The organism is Streptococcus sp. 477 (assembly GCF_013277295.1).
GTDB classification, from domain to species: domain Bacteria; phylum Bacillota; class Bacilli; order Lactobacillales; family Streptococcaceae; genus Streptococcus; species Streptococcus pseudopneumoniae.
Genome location: NZ_VMMQ01000034.1, coordinates 1 through 17,694 on the forward strand (window position 1 = coordinate 1; position 17,694 = coordinate 17,694).

General features: G+C 40.9%; 17 protein-coding genes. 12 read left to right on the forward strand and 5 right to left on the reverse strand.

Annotation, left to right across the window (positions count from 1 at the left end; all coding sequences use genetic code 11):
- The first annotated feature begins 349 nt into the window (after positions 1-349).
- The 9 genes from hisS to HT691_RS05270 all read left to right on the forward strand — a co-directional run bounded on the left by hisS (position 350) and on the right by HT691_RS05270 (position 6,987).
- Positions 350-1,630 (forward strand): histidine--tRNA ligase, encoded by a 1,281-nt coding sequence (gene hisS / locus HT691_RS05230; protein WP_172921742.1) that lies wholly within the window; start codon positions 350-352, stop codon positions 1,628-1,630.
- Positions 1,630-2,097: a hypothetical protein gene (locus tag HT691_RS05235; RefSeq protein WP_162467686.1), complete on the forward strand. Its 468-nt coding sequence runs from the start codon at positions 1,630-1,632 to the stop codon at positions 2,095-2,097. The genes hisS and HT691_RS05235 overlap by 1 nt, the downstream gene beginning before the upstream one ends.
- A 9-nt stretch (positions 2,098-2,106) precedes the next feature.
- Entirely contained in the window at positions 2,107-2,313 is a 207-nt protein-coding gene (locus tag HT691_RS05240; protein ID WP_001176230.1) for a helix-turn-helix transcriptional regulator, read from the forward strand.
- On the forward strand, positions 2,313-2,510 hold the full coding sequence (locus tag HT691_RS05245; protein WP_001046136.1) for a hypothetical protein: 198 nt from the start codon (positions 2,313-2,315) through the stop codon (positions 2,508-2,510). The genes HT691_RS05240 and HT691_RS05245 overlap by 1 nt, the downstream gene beginning before the upstream one ends.
- Before the next feature lie 2 nt (positions 2,511-2,512).
- Positions 2,513-3,247 (forward strand): DUF3169 family protein, encoded by a 735-nt coding sequence (locus HT691_RS05250; protein WP_000730279.1) that lies wholly within the window; start codon positions 2,513-2,515, stop codon positions 3,245-3,247.
- Positions 3,248-3,258: 11 nt separating this feature from the next.
- Entirely contained in the window at positions 3,259-3,900 is a 642-nt protein-coding gene (locus HT691_RS05255; protein ID WP_000771243.1) for a type II CAAX endopeptidase family protein, read from the forward strand.
- Positions 3,901-3,917: 17 nt separating this feature from the next.
- On the forward strand, positions 3,918-4,148 hold the full coding sequence (locus HT691_RS05260; RefSeq protein ID WP_000832183.1) for a hypothetical protein: 231 nt from the start codon (positions 3,918-3,920) through the stop codon (positions 4,146-4,148).
- 156 nt (positions 4,149-4,304) lie between these two features.
- Positions 4,305-6,068: an aspartate--tRNA ligase gene (gene aspS, locus HT691_RS05265; RefSeq protein WP_000830859.1), complete on the forward strand. Its 1,764-nt coding sequence runs from the start codon at positions 4,305-4,307 to the stop codon at positions 6,066-6,068.
- On the forward strand, positions 6,046-6,987 hold the full coding sequence (locus HT691_RS05270) for a YitT family protein (protein ID WP_172923332.1): 942 nt from the start codon (positions 6,046-6,048) through the stop codon (positions 6,985-6,987). The genes aspS and HT691_RS05270 overlap by 23 nt, the downstream gene beginning before the upstream one ends.
- A gap of 29 nt (positions 6,988-7,016) precedes the next feature.
- Here HT691_RS05270 and HT691_RS05275 read toward each other — a convergent pair whose 3' ends face one another.
- From HT691_RS05275 to HT691_RS05295, 5 genes are all read right to left on the reverse strand, one after another.
- Positions 7,017-8,003, reverse strand: a complete 987-nt coding sequence (locus tag HT691_RS05275; protein WP_023939941.1) for a LacI family DNA-binding transcriptional regulator — start codon at positions 8,001-8,003, stop codon at positions 7,017-7,019.
- A gap of 9 nt (positions 8,004-8,012) precedes the next feature.
- Positions 8,013-8,813: a DUF1189 domain-containing protein gene (locus HT691_RS05280; protein ID WP_023933833.1), complete on the reverse strand. Its 801-nt coding sequence runs from the start codon at positions 8,811-8,813 to the stop codon at positions 8,013-8,015.
- Between the two features lie 261 nt (positions 8,814-9,074).
- Positions 9,075-9,917: a sugar ABC transporter permease gene (locus HT691_RS05285; RefSeq protein WP_001065638.1), complete on the reverse strand. Its 843-nt coding sequence runs from the start codon at positions 9,915-9,917 to the stop codon at positions 9,075-9,077.
- 1 nt (position 9,918) lies between these two features.
- Positions 9,919-11,211, reverse strand: coding sequence for a sugar ABC transporter permease (locus tag HT691_RS05290; protein WP_000414964.1), 1,293 nt, complete (start codon positions 11,209-11,211; stop codon positions 9,919-9,921).
- A gap of 111 nt (positions 11,212-11,322) precedes the next feature.
- On the reverse strand, positions 11,323-12,594 hold the full coding sequence (locus HT691_RS05295; RefSeq protein ID WP_000095469.1) for an extracellular solute-binding protein: 1,272 nt from the start codon (positions 12,592-12,594) through the stop codon (positions 11,323-11,325).
- A 609-nt stretch (positions 12,595-13,203) separates the two neighbouring features.
- On the opposite strand from HT691_RS05295, the gene malQ reads away from it, so the two are divergent.
- From malQ to HT691_RS11645, 3 genes are all read left to right on the forward strand, one after another.
- Positions 13,204-14,769, forward strand: coding sequence for a 4-alpha-glucanotransferase (gene malQ / locus HT691_RS05300; RefSeq protein WP_284730333.1), 1,566 nt, complete (start codon positions 13,204-13,206; stop codon positions 14,767-14,769).
- A gap of 25 nt (positions 14,770-14,794) precedes the next feature.
- A complete protein-coding gene (glgP, locus tag HT691_RS05305; RefSeq protein WP_023933826.1) occupies positions 14,795-17,053 on the forward strand; it encodes a glycogen/starch/alpha-glucan family phosphorylase in 2,259 nt (752 codons plus the stop codon).
- Between the two features lie 333 nt (positions 17,054-17,386).
- Entirely contained in the window at positions 17,387-17,593 is a 207-nt protein-coding gene (locus HT691_RS11645) for a hypothetical protein (RefSeq protein ID WP_000265678.1), read from the forward strand.
- The last annotated feature ends 101 nt before the right edge of the window (positions 17,594-17,694 follow it).

Sequence of the window (17,694 nt, forward strand, 5' to 3'; positions counted from 1 at the left end):
GGATTAGAAAAGTCAACCTGAATCTTCCTGTTCCTTATGAACCACCTAGAAGAAAAGCGTCGTTAATGATACATTAAAGAACAGTCGAGATGAAAAAATCGTGTGACGCACCAAGGGAGGAGTATGCCCTTTTGAGGAAATCTAGCGAGGAAAAATGATACTGGAACAGCAGAAAGTAAAACTGGCCTCATGAGGAGGAAGAAAGTGGCTCATGAGGTCAGGGGTTTTGTAAGTTACATCTAGTTGAGAGAGGTATGAATGATTTGGGGGAAATCCTAATTTTTTTCTTACTGTTTTAATCCCTTTATTTATGGTAAAATAAGACTATTAAGTTTAAAGAGGATTCCCTATGAAATTACAAAAACCAAAAGGAACGCAGGATATTTTACCTGCTGAATCTGCCAAATGGCAGTACGTTGAGGGCTTTGCCCGTGAGATTTTCAAGCGCTATAATTATGCAGAAGTGCGCACGCCTATTTTTGAGCACTACGAAGTCATCAGTCGCTCTGTCGGAGATACAACGGATATCGTAACCAAGGAAATGTACGACTTCTATGACAAGGGTGACCGCCATATTACTCTCCGTCCAGAAGGAACTGCGCCCGTTGTCCGTTCCTATGTGGAAAATAGACTTTTCGCCCCAGAAGTGCAAAAGCCAAGTAAGTTCTACTACATGGGAGCTATGTTCCGTTACGAGCGTCCACAGGCAGGGCGTTTGCGCCAATTCCACCAGATTGGTGTTGAGTGTTTTGGTTCTAGCAATCCAGCTACCGATGTGGAAACCATCGCGATGGCGGCCCATTTCTTGAAAGAAATCGGTATCCAAGGTGTCAAATTACATCTTAACACTCTTGGAAATCCTGAGAGCCGTGCAGCCTACCGTCAAGCCTTGATTGACTATTTGACACCGCTCAAGGAGATCTTGTCTAAGGATAGCCAACGTCGTTTGGAGGAAAATCCTCTCCGTGTCTTGGACTCTAAGGAAAAAGAAGACAAGGTAGCAGTAGAGAATGCGCCGTCTATCTTGGACTTCCTTGATGAAGAAAGTCAAGCTCATTTTGATGCTGTGCGTCAGATGTTGGAAAATCTTGGAGTAGACTATATCATCGATACCAATATGGTGCGTGGTTTGGACTACTACAACCACACCATTTTCGAGTTCATCACTGAGATTGAGGGCAATGACTTGACAGTCTGTGCGGGTGGTCGCTACGATGGTTTGGTTTCTTACTTTGGTGGCCCTGAAACTGCTGGCTTTGGTTTTGGGCTTGGTGTAGAGCGTCTGCTTCTCATTCTTGAAAAGCAAGGTGTGGCTCTCCCTATCGAAAATGCCCTAGATGTCTATATCGCAGTTTTGGGCGAAGGGGCAAATGTCAAGGCCTTGGAATTGGTACAGGCTCTTCGCCAACAAGGTTTCAAAGCAGAGCGTGATTACCTCAACCGTAAACTCAAAGCTCAGTTCAAGTCAGCCGATGTCTTTGCGGCTAAGACCCTCATCACTCTAGGTGAGAGCGAAGTCGAAAGCGGACAAGTAACGGTCAAGAACAACCAAACCCGAGAAGAATTGCAAGTGTCACTTGATGCTATCAATCAAAACTTCTCAGAAATCTTTGAAAAATTAGGCTTTTAATAGTAGATAAACTGGTCAGGATTTTACTCCTGACCTTTTTCTTTTGCAAAATGACAAAAATCATAAACTTTTTGACAAATATGCTTGTCAAAAAGAAAAAGATGTGTTACAATATAAGCAAGTTAAGAAATAAAGAAATAGGAGGGAGCCACATGTGGGTATGGATTTTGTTTCCTTTTCTCGTCTTGATTTATATGAGTCAATCTAAGAAAATCAAGCGGATAGAGAAGAGGTTAAAGGTAATCGAAAGAAAAGAGAAAGGAAATATAGAAATGTCAAGAATCTTAAAAGAAATGATTGGAAAGAAACCAACAATCATTGGAGAACTATTTGGAACAAATTTTTGGGAAGTTGTGGATGTTGATGAGGAATGGGTCAAGCTACGATACGTAGATAAGACGGGAAAAGAAAAAATCAAGTTGCAACGTATTGAGGATATCCAAGCCGTTGAATTTGACGGAGAGTAGGTGTGTAACATGCAACTAAAAAATCGTCTAAAAGAGCTGCGGGCTCGCGATGGCCTTAATCAAACCGACCTAGCTAAGCTAGCAGGGGTTTCCAGACAGACCATTAGCCTATTAGAACGGGACGAATACACCCCGTCCGTTGTGATTGCCTTGAAAATATCTCAAATTTTCAACGAAACAGTCGAATCAGTATTTCGCTTGGAGGAGGACGAGTGATGAACAAGTATAAAGTGATTTATTATGTAGTTGCCATAGCTCTATTAGTCAGCGTATTTCTACTAATTGGAACAAATCTAGGATGGTTTGATCTCTATTACAGCGACCAATTTATCTGGGCCTATTTTGCCCTCATCCCAGTAATTGAATGGATTGAAAAGAAATCCAAAAATCTAGCAAGTGAAAAAGGAGAATGAATATGAAAAAGAAACGTAGATTGTTATTTTTGATGTCTATTGTCTTGGGGGGGTTCTTGGGCATGTTTGTAGGGATGTTTAAGGCACGTGTCGAATCCCACGAAATTATTTTAGATGTAAAAGCCTTGATGCCATGGATATCAGCTATTTGTTTACTGATAGGTTTCATTAGTATGTTTTTGACTTTCAATTTCTTAAAGAAAAGCAGAAAATTTCATTCCTTGTATCAAGAGGAAATGGATGACGATCTGAATGAAACCTATTATGTGCAAATGTACCGGAATCTTGAGTTTGGAACCATTGCTTTTAATATTACAGGTGTAGCGATTCCATTGGCTATTTTTATTTCATTAAGTGAGGTGATTATATTGCATACAAACCCTCAAACATTTTTCCTTTCTTTCTTACTCTTTGTGGTATTCTTAGTCGCTCAAAAATCTCTTTTTAAAACCATTGCGATTGTTCGTCAGTTTGATTTGGAATTTTTCGCTACACCAAAGGATGTCTTGAACTATATAAATTCTTATGATGAAGGGGAGCGTCAGGCTAATTTGGAACAGAGTTTTCGAATTTTATTCCAATTACACCAATATGTCTTACCAGCCTTATATATTTTTCTTATTATCATTTCTTTCTTGACAGGAGAGATTCAGTTACTAGCTTTCTTGCTTGTAGGAGCCATCCATGTTTATATCAATGTGATGCAGTTACCTATGGTAAAACGTTATTTCAAATAAAGGAGTTATTTATGAAATTACTTAAAAACCTTGGCTGGATTCTTCTAGCCCTTCTATCCTTTTTATTTATCTATGGCTTTATTCAGGGGCTCGCGACTGCGTCGCTTGCTTTAGGCGCTTCACCCTATGCTGTTACTCTACTCTATGTGGTCTTGGCTGGAGTATATGTGTACGGCATTTACAAATGGTATCAGAAAGCTCCTGTTTATATTGAGAAGAGCGGCTTTAACCGATTTATTTGGCTTCCTGCCTTGGTTTGGTTCTTATCTCTGGTCGTTCAATTCTTCTTGCCAGATGATCCTTCAGTAAATCAGCAAATAGCGACAGACTTGACCTTGTCTCAACCACTTTTCTCATTCTTTGCTGTGGTTATTTTTGCTCCTTTGACGGAAGAGATTGTTTTTAGAGGGATGTTAGCACGCTATCTCTTTCCTAAGCAGGACAATAGTAAACGAACCCTGATTTTTCTTCTGGTATCTAGTCTTCTATTTGCCTTGATTCATTTTCCAGGTGATGTGCAACAATTTTTTGTCTATTTTAGCCTTGGTTTTAGTTTGGGTTTGGCTTACATTAGCAGAAAAGGTCTGGTCTACAGTATTTCTCTTCACGCTTTGAATAATTTAGTCGGCTTTTTGATGATTCTCATGCTATAATAGAGTCAGGAGGTCACATGAAACGAGTAATTTTATTAGCAGTGATTCAGGCAGTCGTTCTATTTTTCATCATTGGAGCGCTAGCTTATGCCTTCAAAGGCGATTTCTTCTATAACTATCTAGCAGTTGTCTTTGCTCCTATTGCAGGTGTACTGCGTTTTGGGACGGCTTACATAACGGAAATTGTCTTGCCTCGAAAGGCAGCCGAAATCACTGAAAAGCGTAAAGCAGGCAACAATTCAAAATAAAAGAGTCCGGTGAACTTCATCGGATTTTTTGTATGGACGCTAATTTTTAGGGACTTTACCTGATTTTTAAAGACTGGCAAACTTTTCTGATGGATTTTCATGAAGAGCCTGCGCTTTTATGGTAAAATAGTAACAGAATAAAAGAGGAGAGAAACAATGAAACGTAGTATGTATGCTGGTCGTGTTCGTGAGGAACACATCGGAAAAGAAATGACCTTGAAAGGATGGGTTGGCCGTCGTCGTGACCTTGGTGGTTTGATCTTTATCGACCTTCGTGACCGTGAAGGAATCATGCAGTTGGTTATCAACCCTGAAAAAGTATCTGCAGAGGTTATGGAAACAGCTGAAAACCTTCGTAGTGAATTTGTTATCGAGGTGACTGGTCAAGTTGCTGCGCGTGAGCAAGCCAATGATAAGTTACCAACTGGTGCGGTTGAGTTAAACGTGACAGCTCTGACAGTACTTAATACAGCTAAGACAACCCCATTTGAGATTAAGGATGGTATTGAGGCCAATGACGATACACGTTTGCGTTACCGTTACCTTGACCTTCGTCGTCCAGAAATGTTGGAAAATCTTAAACTTCGTGCTAAGGTGACCCACTCTATCCGCAACTACTTGGATGAGTTGGAATTTATCGACGTAGAGACACCATTCCTTTCTAAGTCAACACCAGAAGGGGCGCGTGACTATTTGGTGCCATCTCGTGTCAATAAAGGGCATTTTTACGCGCTTCCTCAAAGTCCACAAATTACGAAACAGCTTTTGATGAATGCTGGTTTTGACCGTTACTACCAAATCGTCAAATGTTTCCGTGACGAGGACTTGCGTGGAGACCGCCAGCCTGAGTTTACCCAGGTCGACTTGGAAACGTCCTTCCTTACTGAGCAAGAAATCCAAGATATCACAGAAGGCTTGATTGCGCGCGTGATGAAGGAAACAAAAGGTATCGAAGTAACGCTACCGTTCCCTCGTATGAAATACGATGATGCTATGGCTCTTTACGGTTCTGACAAGCCAGATACTCGTTTTGACATGTTGCTTCAGGACTTGACAGAAGCGGTCAAAGGTGTAGACTTTAAAGTCTTTTCAGAAGCACCTGCTGTAAAAGCCATTGTGGTCAAAGGAGCTGCGGACAACTATTCACGTAAAGACATCGACAAGATGACGGAAGTAGCCAAACAGTATGGTGCCAAAGGTCTTGCTTGGGTCAAGGTGGTTGATGGAGAATTAAACGGACCAGTTGCCAAGTTCTTGACTGGTATCCAAGAAGAATTGACAACAGCGCTTGCTCTTGAAGATAAGGACTTGGTTCTCTTTGTGGCGGATACGCTTGAAGTGGCTAATGCAACACTGGGTGCCCTTCGTGGACGTATTGCTAAAGAGCTTGGCTTAATTGATAATGATAAGTTCAACTTCCTTTGGGTGGTTGACTGGCCGATGTTTGAATGGTCTGAAGAAGAAGGCCGCTACATGAGCGCCCACCATCCATTCACACTTCCACAGGAAGAGACTGCTCACGAATTAGAAGGTGATTTGGCTAAGGTTCATGCCATTGCTTACGATATCGTCTTGAACGGTTATGAGCTTGGTGGTGGTAGCCTTCGTATCAACCAAAAAGACCTTCAAGAACGCATGTTCAAGGCCCTTGGTTTCTCAGCTGAAGAAGCCAATGACCAGTTTGGTTTCCTTCTTGAAGCCATGGACTATGGTTTCCCACCACACGGTGGTTTGGCTATCGGGCTTGACCGTTTTGTCATGTTGCTTGCTGGAGAAGAAAATATCCGTGAAGTCATTGCCTTTCCTAAGAACAACAAGGCAACTGACCCAATGACACAAGCTCCATCAACAGTCGCTCTCAACCAACTAGAGGAACTCAGCTTACAAGTAGAAGAAGATGAAACAAGCAAAACGAATTAAGCGGTGGCGCTATTATCTGCGCCGCTTTGCTTATCAGATAAAAATTTTACGTGTCTTACAAAGTATTTCTCGAGAAAAGTATGATGAGAAGATTTCGGCCTCTCTGGTCTATGGTTTTTTATCAGCAGTAGCAGTTAATTTTTTTTTCCAACCAGGGCATGTGTATTCGAGTGGTGCAACAGGTATGGCACAGATTATCTCTGCCTTGAGTAATCACTGGTTTGGTTTTCATATTCCGATTTCGCTAACCTTCTACGCCATTAACTTCCCTTTGATGGTCTTAGCTTGGTATCAGATTGGCCATAAGTTCACCGTCTTTACCTTTATCACGGTATCTATGAGTTCCTTCTTTATCCAGTTTGTCCCTGTGGCAACCTTGACGGAGGATCCCATTATCAATGCCCTTTTTGGGGGTGGTGTTATGGGTTTAGGGATTGGTTTTGCTCTTCGAAACAATATCTCCAGTGGTGGGACGGATATCGTCAGCCTGACTATTCGCAAGAAAACAGGTAAGAATGTTGGTAGTATTTCTCTCTTGGTAAATGGGACCATCATGCTGATAGCAGGTTTGACCTTTGGTTGGAAATACGCTCTCTACTCTATGATTACCATCTTTGTCTCTAGCCGTGTAACAGACGCTGTTTTTACCAAGCAAAAACGCATGCAGGCTATGATTGTGACCAATCATCCAGATAAAGTAATTGAGAAAATCCATAAAAAATTGCACCGCGGAGCAACCATGATCCATGATGCAGAAGGAACCTATAATCACGAGAGAAAGGCAGTTTTAATCACTGTCATTACACGTGCAGAGTTTAATGAATTTAAACAGATTATGACACAAGTGGATCCAAGCGCCTTTGTCTCTGTCTCGGAAAATGTTCATATTCTAGGAAGATTTGTTGAGATAGATAATTAGTGACCAAAAAAACCAGCGTGAGCTGGTTTTTATTTTTCTATAATTTTATGGGCAATCAACTGGCGGTAACAAATTTGTTTATTGCTTTTAGCATCGTTGATAATCTGAAGAATCGTTTCAAATGATGTTTGACCAAGTTCTAGGCTATTGATATCGACATAGGCTGCCAAGTTGAGCTTGGGATTAACCGAGTCAAAGCTGAGAACAGGGACATTCAGCTGGTGTTTGGCAATATAGTTACAAACACCTTCAGCTAGGAGGCTATCGGTTGTGATGATAGCATCAATTTGTGGATCGTGCTTGAATAATCGCTTGCTAAATTTATAGCCCTTTTCTTCCAGAAACTCGTCGGCAAAGTAGATGCGATTGTTGTCAGTGGTCAGTTTGTAATGCTTAAGCGCCTGTTCATAGCCTGTTAAACGGTCTTTGGTCACGAAGAGCTTTTTACTTCCTCCGATAAAGGCAATGCGTTTGCAGCCTTTTTTGATGAAATATTCAGTCGCATCAAAACCAGCTTGAACATTGTCGTTGTCGACAAGTGGGATGAAAGGAGATAGAGATTTACCTAAGATAAGGAAGGGGAACTGTTCTTCTGCTACGAGTTTGACGAGGGGATCTTCTTCTTGGGCATAGAGAAAGATTAGCCCATCTACACGCTTGCCGTAGACCATTTGTGAAATAGCGTTGAGACGCTCCTTTTCATCTTTTCCTGTTGCTATCTGAATGGCATAGTGGTTTTCAGATGCGACTTGAGAGATGCCACGTAGAACCGATGGAAAGAAAGGATTCTGGTAGAAGGCGTCTGAGTCATCAGGAAGAACCAAACCAATCACCTGAGTGTAGCTGCTTACCAAGCTACGAGCGTTGAGGTTGGGGTGGTAATTGAGCTCCTTCATAGCCTTGCGAACGCGTTTTTTTGTTTCGTCGCTAATGGTTGATTTATTTTGAATAACACGGGTTACGGTTGAAGGCGAAACACCAGCAGCCTTGGCCACGTCTTTAATCGTAACGGGCATAAAAATCTCCTATTTATGGTAATTTGGATCACGGAAATGTGTTTTATAAAAGATAGTGACCAGATACAGAACAAAAAGAATATTTTGTACAGTAATCAGGGTTGTCATATTTTGGCCAAATAATCCCAAAATAAGTGTAATCAGAGTCGGCAATCCTAAACAGTTCAAGATAAAGTGATAGCACTCTTTAAAGGTTCTAAATGAAAAGAGGCGTGATTTCTTAGTGATATAAAGGAGAAGACTAGCTCCTAGAGAGACGATAAAGAAATTCAAACCAAAGAGGAAGCTGGCACCGAGAACTAGGAAGAGACTGATATAGACACGATTTTGTTGGTACCAGTCTTTAGAAATTGCTTGGGTCAAGCTGTCTTTGCTTTTGAAACTCTCAGTATCAATCGCTCGGTAAGAGACGCGGGTCAGCTCTTTGCTTTCCTTGCTGATGACTAGCTCATTTGTATCGAAATGCAGTTGCAAGTCTTTAGGTAATTCCTTGCTTTGGCTTGGACCAATCACAAGAGAAGGGGCTTGATTGGCAGTTCCTGTATAAGTTAAGTTGCCATCGACAATTGTAGCATGTTCAGAGAGATCCTGGACAACCTCATCTGTCAGAGGTTCATAGACATTATCGATAAAAGTTTCTAGCGGATAGGTCTCCTGGGAGCTGTTTTGGATGGCAATGGGTACCATAGACAAGCTGATAAGGAAGATACTGGTAAAGAGTAGTTGAAACCAGTTGAGTCCGAAACGTTTGGACAGGGGCTTACGAAATCCCCAAATACTTGAAAAATAGGAAAATGGATATGGAAGCATAGGTATCTTTCTAAAAGGTGTTTTCTATATGAGTATTATTATATAGTTAAATTCGCTTTATTTCAAGTCTAGGAGAAAAATTGCTTGTTGTAAGGACATTACTTACAGTGACAATCGCTAATAGTCAATGAAAATCAAAGTACAAACTAGGAAGCTAGTCGCAGGTTGCTCAAAGCACAACTTTGAGGTTGCAGATGGAAGCTGACGTGGTTTGAAGAGATTTTAGAAGAGTATAAAATGAAAAAGGGTGGCGGGGATAAATTATCCCTTGTCGCCACCACTTGTAAGTCCTGAAACAAAGTTCTTTTGTAGGAAGAAGAAGAGAATACAGATTGGAAGGGCGATGAGGATAGCACCTGCTGAGAAGTAGGCAATCTTCATGTTTTTCGCATTGTTAACGAAGGTTTGGAGACCTACGGCAACAGTAAAGTATTCTTTCTCACGAAGCAAGAAACTAGAGAGGATGTAGTCCCCGAAAGGTCCCATGAAGGCCCAGAGAGCTTGTACGGCAACCATTGGGCGAACAAGTGGAAGAACAATTTGCCAGAAGCGGCGGAAGTGTCCTGCACCGTCTAGTTTTGCAGATTCGTCTAAAGACATTGGCACTGTATCGAAGTAGCCTTTCATGAGCCAAGTATTCATCGGGATACCACCACCAACGTAGAGGAAGATGAGGAACCAGCTGTGGTTAAGGGCGTTCAACATAAGCGCCATAACGAAGAAGGCTGTCAAAGCGGCCATAGTTGGCACCATTTGGATAATCAAGAAGAAGACCAAACTTTGTTTACGAGCCAAGAAGTTGTAACGGCTGTAGGCATAACCAGCAAGTACGATGATACTTGTTTGAACAGCCATGGTAATCAAGGCAATGATCAAGGTGTTGAGGTACCAAGTACCGTACAAGGTTTCAGTGAAGAGGCCTTGGAAGTTAGCAAAACTAAAGTCGACGTTGCTGTCTAGTTTAAAGGCTACTACGTTACCAGTCTTGAAGGCTGACATAATGGTAATCAAAAGTGGATAGATAATGACAATTGATAGACCAATCAGGTAAAGGTATGTAAGGCTTTGAGTCAGTCTACGTTTGAGTTTAATTGAGTTATTCATCTTAGACGTCCTCCATATCAAATGCGTGTAGTTTCTTGAATGCGATCATAGAGATTGAGATGACAATGATAGAGATAATCAAGGTGACAGCTGCCGCCATTGAGTATTGAGGAGATGTACCTGTTGTCAAACGGTAAATCCATGAAATCAAGATATCGGTTGAACCAGCTCCACCACCGACACTACCAGGTCCTCCAGCGTTGAAGAGGTACATGATAGAGAAGTTGTTAAAGTTGAAGGTGTATTGGCTAATCAAAGTAGGTGCCGCAACAGCCAAGATCATTGGGAAAGTGATGTTGCGGAATTTTTGCCAAGCATTGGCACCGTCAATATAAGCTGCTTCGTAAAGGTCGTTAGGAATAGATTGCAAGATACCCAAGGTCAGAACGTAGATGTATGGGAATCCAAGCCAACCTTGCATCATAATCAAGGCAATCTTAGTCCAAGTTGGGTCTGTTTTCCAGGGAATAAGAGCGCCATCAAGGAAAGGAAGGAATTTAGCCAAGATTGGCAATACTTGGGTGTTGATAGCTCCGACACTATCGTTAAACATGTTTGAGAATGTCAAGATAGTGATGAAGGCTGGGACAGCCCAAGGAAGAAGGAAAATAACACCAAAGATACGTTTTCCTTTGATAAATGGTTGGTTAGCAATGATAGCTGTGAAGATACCAATCACAATCTGTAAAGTTGAGGCTGCCAAAGCCCAGATGATGGTCCAAGAAAGAACAGAACCAAAGGCAGAACGGAAGGTACTCAAACTCCAGATATTACTAAAGTTTGTCAAACCAACCCAGTCCAACAATTTGTTTGGTGGTAAGTGTTGGAAGTCATAGTTGGTAAAGGCGATCATCAAGGTTACGATAACTGGGAAGATAATCGCGAAGGTCATGGCAACATAAGATGGAATAATCAAGAGATAAGGGAAACCATTTTCATAAATCCCTTTGATCATGTCTTTGAGGGTACGTGGAACTGGAATTCCATTGTTAATGCGTTTTGCAATCGTATATGCATCTTTGATATTTGAGAAATAAAAGAGTACATAAACGACTACAAAGATTAAATGGAAGGCACCACGAATCAGCATAAAGAGGGAATTATCACGACCGGGCTTGTCACCAAGAGTGATGAGATTGCTCAATTCAGGTGCTGCAAGTGCTAGGAAATAAAGGACAAATACGATGGTTACACCAAGGAAGATAAAACCTTTGGCTTTTTGTTTATTATAAATCTGTCCTAACCCAGGAATGATAGACAGCAGGGCTGCTTTACTAGGTTGTTGCTTTTCCATAATAACTCCTTTCATAGGATACTACTTTTTTTATAAGAAAGCTAAATTATTTGTGTCTCTATTGATAAATTCAAAGGGGGATTTGAATTCCACCCCCCTTGAACAAATTTTTTATTCACCAAATTTTTGTTTGATTGTTTCTTTGATCAATGTTACAGCGTCGTTAGCAGCTGTTTTAGCATCTTTTTGACCACTTACAGTATCAAAGAGCATGTTAGCAGCTGGTTCCCAAACTGCAGACATTTGAGAGATGTTTGGAATTGGTTGAGCGTTCTTGAATTGTTTGATAACAGCTGTTGTCAACTCATCGTTTTTACCTTCAGCGTATGAACGAGCTTCAGTATTAGCTGGGATTTCGTTAGTTGCATCGTAGAAAGCTTTTTGTTGTTCAGTTGAAACAAGGAAGTCTACAAATTTCTGTGCGCCTTCAAGGTTCTTAGTACTTGAAGGAATGATCCAAGCTTTACCACCACCGAATGCAGCATATTCTTTTCCATTTGGAAGAGTTGGGATAGTCGCAACACCGTAGTTTACTTTAGCATCTTTGAGGGCTTGAGCTTTCCAAGGCCCATCAATGATAGCAGCTGTTTTACCTTCTTGGAATTGAGTTTGGATTAGGTTTCCAGCAGCTGTACCATCTTGCATACCTTTAGGCCATTTTTCGTACCAAGATTTAGCGTAGTTGATACCTGCGATAGAACCGTCGTTGGCAAGACCGATGTCTTTAGGGTCTTTACCGTTTTGTCCGAATACGTAAGCGCCGTTACCAGCAAGAAGTCCGTATGCATAGTAGAAGTTTGTCCAGTCAGCTAGGAAGGCAGAAGTTTTTCCATCTTCTCCAGCGAAGGCATATTTGCTATCTTTAGCAAGGTTTTCCAAGTCAGCAAATGTTTTGGGAGCGTCTTTTACCAAGTCTTTGTTGTAGTACATAACAAGTGACTCGATAACGGCAGGAGCACCGTAAACTTTACCGTCAGCAGCGGTTACAAGAGATTTAGTTGTATCTTCTGTTTTAGCACCATCGCTCAATTTCACTTCTGAAAGTTGTCCGTCAGAACCAAGGCTACCCACACGGTCGTATGGAGCCATCATAACGTCAGCAGCTTGACCAGATTGGTTGTCAAGAGAAAGTTTGTCAAGCCCACCAAGTTGGTCACCAGATTTGATGTTAACTGTTGTGCCTGATTGCTCTTTATAAGCTTTAGCAACTGTTTCAGCATAAGCTTTGTATTGGTCCTCAACGTAAAGAGTGATTTCTTTCGCTTCAGATGAACCAGACTCAGCAGGCTTATCAGCAGTTTTGCTTCCGCAAGCTACCAAGAGCAAGCTAGCAAGTGTAGCAGTTCCAAGCACCGCAGCGCTCTTCATGAATTTAGATGACATAGTGTATTCCTCCTAAAGAATAACAAGTTTTATTGATAAGGAAACGCAAACGTTTTCCTTTATGACCTTAGTATAGCACAAATAGAAAACGGTTGCAAGTGTTTTTGACAAAAATTTTAAAAAATTTTTAAGCTTGATTTGATAGCATGATTTTGCTTTTTAATAGAAGAAAAGTGTGAAATAGATAAGAATACAGTATTTTTAATAAAAAATAGATGTAATCTATCTAAAGAAGGAAATCAGGAGGGGCTACCTCCCTGTTTCTAATTCCTATCTATTTTCTATGGATCTTTGTGCCCCTTGCATCTAAATTCAAGTTTTCTAGAGGAGGAGTTGCACTTTGTAGACTGTTCCATGAGAGTTAAACTTTAGGATTAGATAGTTTTAATACTCTTCGAAAATCAAATTCAAACCGCGTCAACGTCGCCTTGCCGTACTCAAGTACAGCCTGCGGCTAGTTTCCTAGTTTGCTCTTTGATTTTCATTGAGTATAAGTTATCTTTGCTAAAATGGGTTAGTCTCCTTAAAAATAATCAAAAAAGTTTTTTAAAAACGCTTGCAATTATGCTTGAAAAGGAGTATACTTATAAGTAGCGCAAACGTTTGCGTCTGCAAAAATACGCAACGTTCCATTATTTTAACACACGAGGTGCTATTATGAAAAAACGTCAAAGTGGTGTGTTGATGCACATCTCTTCTCTTCCAGGAGCTTACGGAATCGGATCATTTGGTCAAAGTGCTTACGACTTCGTTGATTTCTTGGTTCGCACAAAACAACGTTACTGGCAAATCCTTCCATTAGGAACAACTAGTTACGGGGATTCTCCTTACCAATCTTTCTCAGCTTTCGCAGGAAACACTCATTTTATCGATTTAGATATCTTGGTGGAGCAAGGTTTATTGGAAGCAAGTGACCTTGAAGGAGTTGACTTTGGTAGCGATGCGTCTGAAGTTGATTATGCGAAAATCTACTATGCACGTCGTCCTCTTTTAGAAAAAGCGGTAAAACGTTTCTTGGAAGTAGGAGATGTTAAAGATTTTGAGAAATTTGCTCAAGACAACCAATCATGGCTTGAGCTCTTTGCTGAGTATATGGCTATCAAAGAGCATTTTGACAATCTTGCTTGGACTGAATGGCCAGATGCAGATGTTCGTGCTCGTAAAGCTTCAGCACTTGAAAGCTACCGTGAGCAATTGGCAGACAAATTGGTTTACCACCGTGTGACTCAATACTTCTTCTTCCAACAATGGTTGAAATTGAAAGCTTACGCTAACGACAACCACATCGAAATCGTTGGGGACATGCCAATCTACGTAGCGGAAGATTCAAGCGATATGTGGGCAAATCCGCATCTCTTCAAAACAGATGTCAACGGTAAGGCAACTTGCATCGCAGGATGTCCACCAGATGAGTTCTCTGCAACTGGTCAGCTTTGGGGTAACCCAATCTATGACTGGGAAGCAATGGACAAAGATGGTTACAAATGGTGGATTGAACGCTTGCGTGAAAGCTTCAAAATCTACGATATCGTTCGTATTGACCACTTCCGTGGTTTCGAATCTTACTGGGAAATCCCTGCTGGTTCCGATACAGCAGCACCTGGTGAGTGGGTGAAAGGTCCGGGCTACAAGCTTTTTGCAGCCGTTAAGGAAGAACTTGGTGAGCTAAACATCATCGCAGAAGACCTTGGCTTCATGACAGATGAAGTTATTGAGTTGCGTGAACGTACTGGCTTCCCAGGAATGAAGATTCTTCAATTTGCCTTCAACCCAGAAGACGAAAGTATCGATAGCCCACACTTGGCACCTGCTAACTCAGTTATGTACACAGGAACTCACGATAACAATACGGTTCTTGGTTGGTACCGTAACGAGATTGATGATGCGACTCGTGAGTACATGGCTCGTTACACGAACCGTAAAGAATACGAAACAGTGCCACATGCTATGCTTCGTACAGTCTTTTCATCAGTTAGCTTCATGGCAATTGCAACTATGCAAGATTTGCTAGAATTGGATGAGGCGGCTCGTATGAACTTCCCATCTACCCTTGGTGGAAACTGGTCTTGGCGTATGACTGAAGAGCAATTGACACCAGCTGTTGAGGAAGGTTTGCTTGACTTAACAACAATCTATCGCCGAATCAATGAAAATTTGGTAGAATTAAAGAAATAATACAATATCAGGAGACATCTTAAACATGTTATCACTACAAGAATTTGTACAAAATCGTTACAATAAAACCATTGCAGAATGTAGCAATGAAGAGCTTTACCTTGCCCTTCTTAACTACAGCAAGCTTGCAAGCAGCCAAAAACCAGTCAACACTGGTAAGAAAAAAGTTTACTACATCTCAGCTGAGTTCTTGATTGGTAAACTCTTGTCAAACAACTTGATTAACCTTGGTCTTTACGACGATGTTAAAAAAGAACTTGCAGCTGCAGGTAAAGACTTGATCGAAGTTGAAGAAGTTGAATTGGAACCATCTCTTGGTAATGGTGGTTTGGGACGTTTGGCTGCCTGCTTTATCGACTCAATTGCTACTCTTGGTTTGAATGGTGACGGTGTTGGTCTTAACTACCACTTTGGTCTTTTCCAACAAGTTCTTAAAAACAACCAACAAGAAACAATTCCAAATGCATGGTTGACAGAGCAAAACTGGTTGGTTCGCTCAAGCCGTAGCTACCAAGTACCATTTGCAGACTTTACTTTGACATCAACTCTTTACGATATTGATGTTACTGGTTATGAAACAGCGACTAAAAACCGCTTGCGTTTGTTTGACTTGGATTCAGTTGATTCTTCTATTATTAAAGATGGTATCAACTTTGACAAGACAGATATCGCTCGCAACTTGACTCTCTTCCTTTACCCAGATGATAGTGACCGTCAAGGTGAATTGCTCCGTATCTTCCAACAATACTTCATGGTTTCAAACGGTGCGCAATTGATCATCGACGAAGCAATCGAAAAAGGAAGCAACTTGCATGACCTTGCTGACTACGCAGTTGTGCAAATCAACGATACTCACCCATCAATGGTGATTCCTGAATTGATCCGTCTTTTGACTGCACGTGGTATCGAGCTTGACGAAGCAATCTCAATCGTTCGTAGTATGACTGCTTATACTAACCACACAATCCTTGCAGAAGCGCTTGAAAAATGGCCTCTTGAATTCTTGCAAGAAGTGGTTCCTCACTTGGTACCAATCATCGAAGAATTGGACCGTCGTGTGAAAGCAGAATACAAAGATCCAGCTGTTCAAATCATCGATGAGAGCGGACGTGTTCACATGGCTCACATGGATATCCACTACGGATACAGTGTTAACGGAGTAGCAGCACTTCACACTGAAATCTTGAAAAATTCTGAGTTGAAAGCTTTCTACGACCTTTACCCAGAAAAGTTCAACAACAAAACAAACGGTATCACTTTCCGTCGTTGGCTTATGCATGCTAACCCAAGATTGTCTCACTACTTGGATGAGATTCTTGGAGATGGTTGGCACCATGAAGCAGATGAGCTTGAAAAACTCTTGTCTTATGAAGACAAAGCAGCTGTCAAAGAAAAATTGGAAAGCATCAAGGCTCACAACAAACGTAAATTGGCTCGTCACTTGAAAGAACACCAAGGTGTGGAAATCAATCCAAACTCTATCTTTGATATCCAAATCAAACGTCTTCACGAGTACAAACGACAACAAATGAACGCTTTGTACGTAATCCACAAATATCTTGACATCAAAGCTGGTAACATCCCTGCTCGCCCAATTACAATCTTCTTTGGTGGTAAAGCAGCTCCAGCCTACACAATCGCTCAAGACATTATCCACTTGATCCTTTGCATGTCAGAAGTGATTGCTAACGATCCAGCAGTAGCTCCACACTTGCAAGTAGTTATGGTTGAAAACTACAACGTTACTGCAGCAAGCTTCCTTATCCCAGCATGTGATATCTCAGAACAAATCTCACTTGCTTCTAAAGAAGCTTCAGGTACTGGTAACATGAAATTCATGTTGAACGGAGCTTTGACTCTTGGTACTATGGACGGAGCTAACGTGGAAATCGCTGAGTTGGTTGGCGACGAAAACATCTACATCTTTGGTGAAGATTCAGAAACTGTTATCGACCTTTACGCAAAAGCAGCTTACAAATCAAGCGAATTCTACGCTCGTAAAGCTATCAAACCATTGGTTGACTTCATCGTTAGCGATGCAGTTCTTGCAGCTGGAAACAAAGAGCGCTTGGAACGTCTTTACAATGAATTGATCAACAAAGACTGGTTCATGACTCTTCTTGACTTGGAAGACTATATCAAAGTCAAAGAGCAAATGCTTGCTGACTACGAAGACCGTGACGCATGGTTGGATAAAGTTATCGTTAACATTTCTAAAGCAGGATTCTTCTCATCTGACCGTACAATCGCTCAGTATAACGAAGATATCTGGCACTTGAACTAATACTCTTCGAAAATCTCTTCAAACCATGTCAGCTTTATCTGCAACCTCAAAGCTGTGCTTTGAGCAACCTGCGGCTAGCTTCCTAGTTTGCTCTTTGATTTTCATTGAGTATAAGATACAAGATTTATACTAATACATTTTGTAAAAAAGCGAGTTTCAATTGAAATTCGCTTTTTTAAATGTTGTGGATTTTAGTCAATCCTGTCTAAAAATAGAGAAATTATAGATACAGTGAAGGCTTTAAATGCTGGTTTTTACTGTCTTCAGCCTTATACCCCTTGTATTCGCTTACATAAAGTATTATAATATAATTGTAGGAAAGAAGGTGTTTTTATGTGGAAAAAATATTTTTCAAAATATAAATGGACGGATTTATTTTGGATTTTATTTGTTATTTTGACCTGCCTCTATATAGGTAACCATGATTTGTTTCCTCTCAATCATCAAGAAATCTCTCTTCGAGGTAGTTTCTGGGGGTCTGTACTTGCCTTATATCACTTGCTATTTATTGATAAGTTTGTTATCTCGAATCGAAAATAAAGATTAGAACTATGCTTGACTGCCTACTTTTATGATTGATTTTGGAGGAAGATTTTGTCTCTATTATTTATTATTTTAAATTTATCTATTTTGTACAAGAT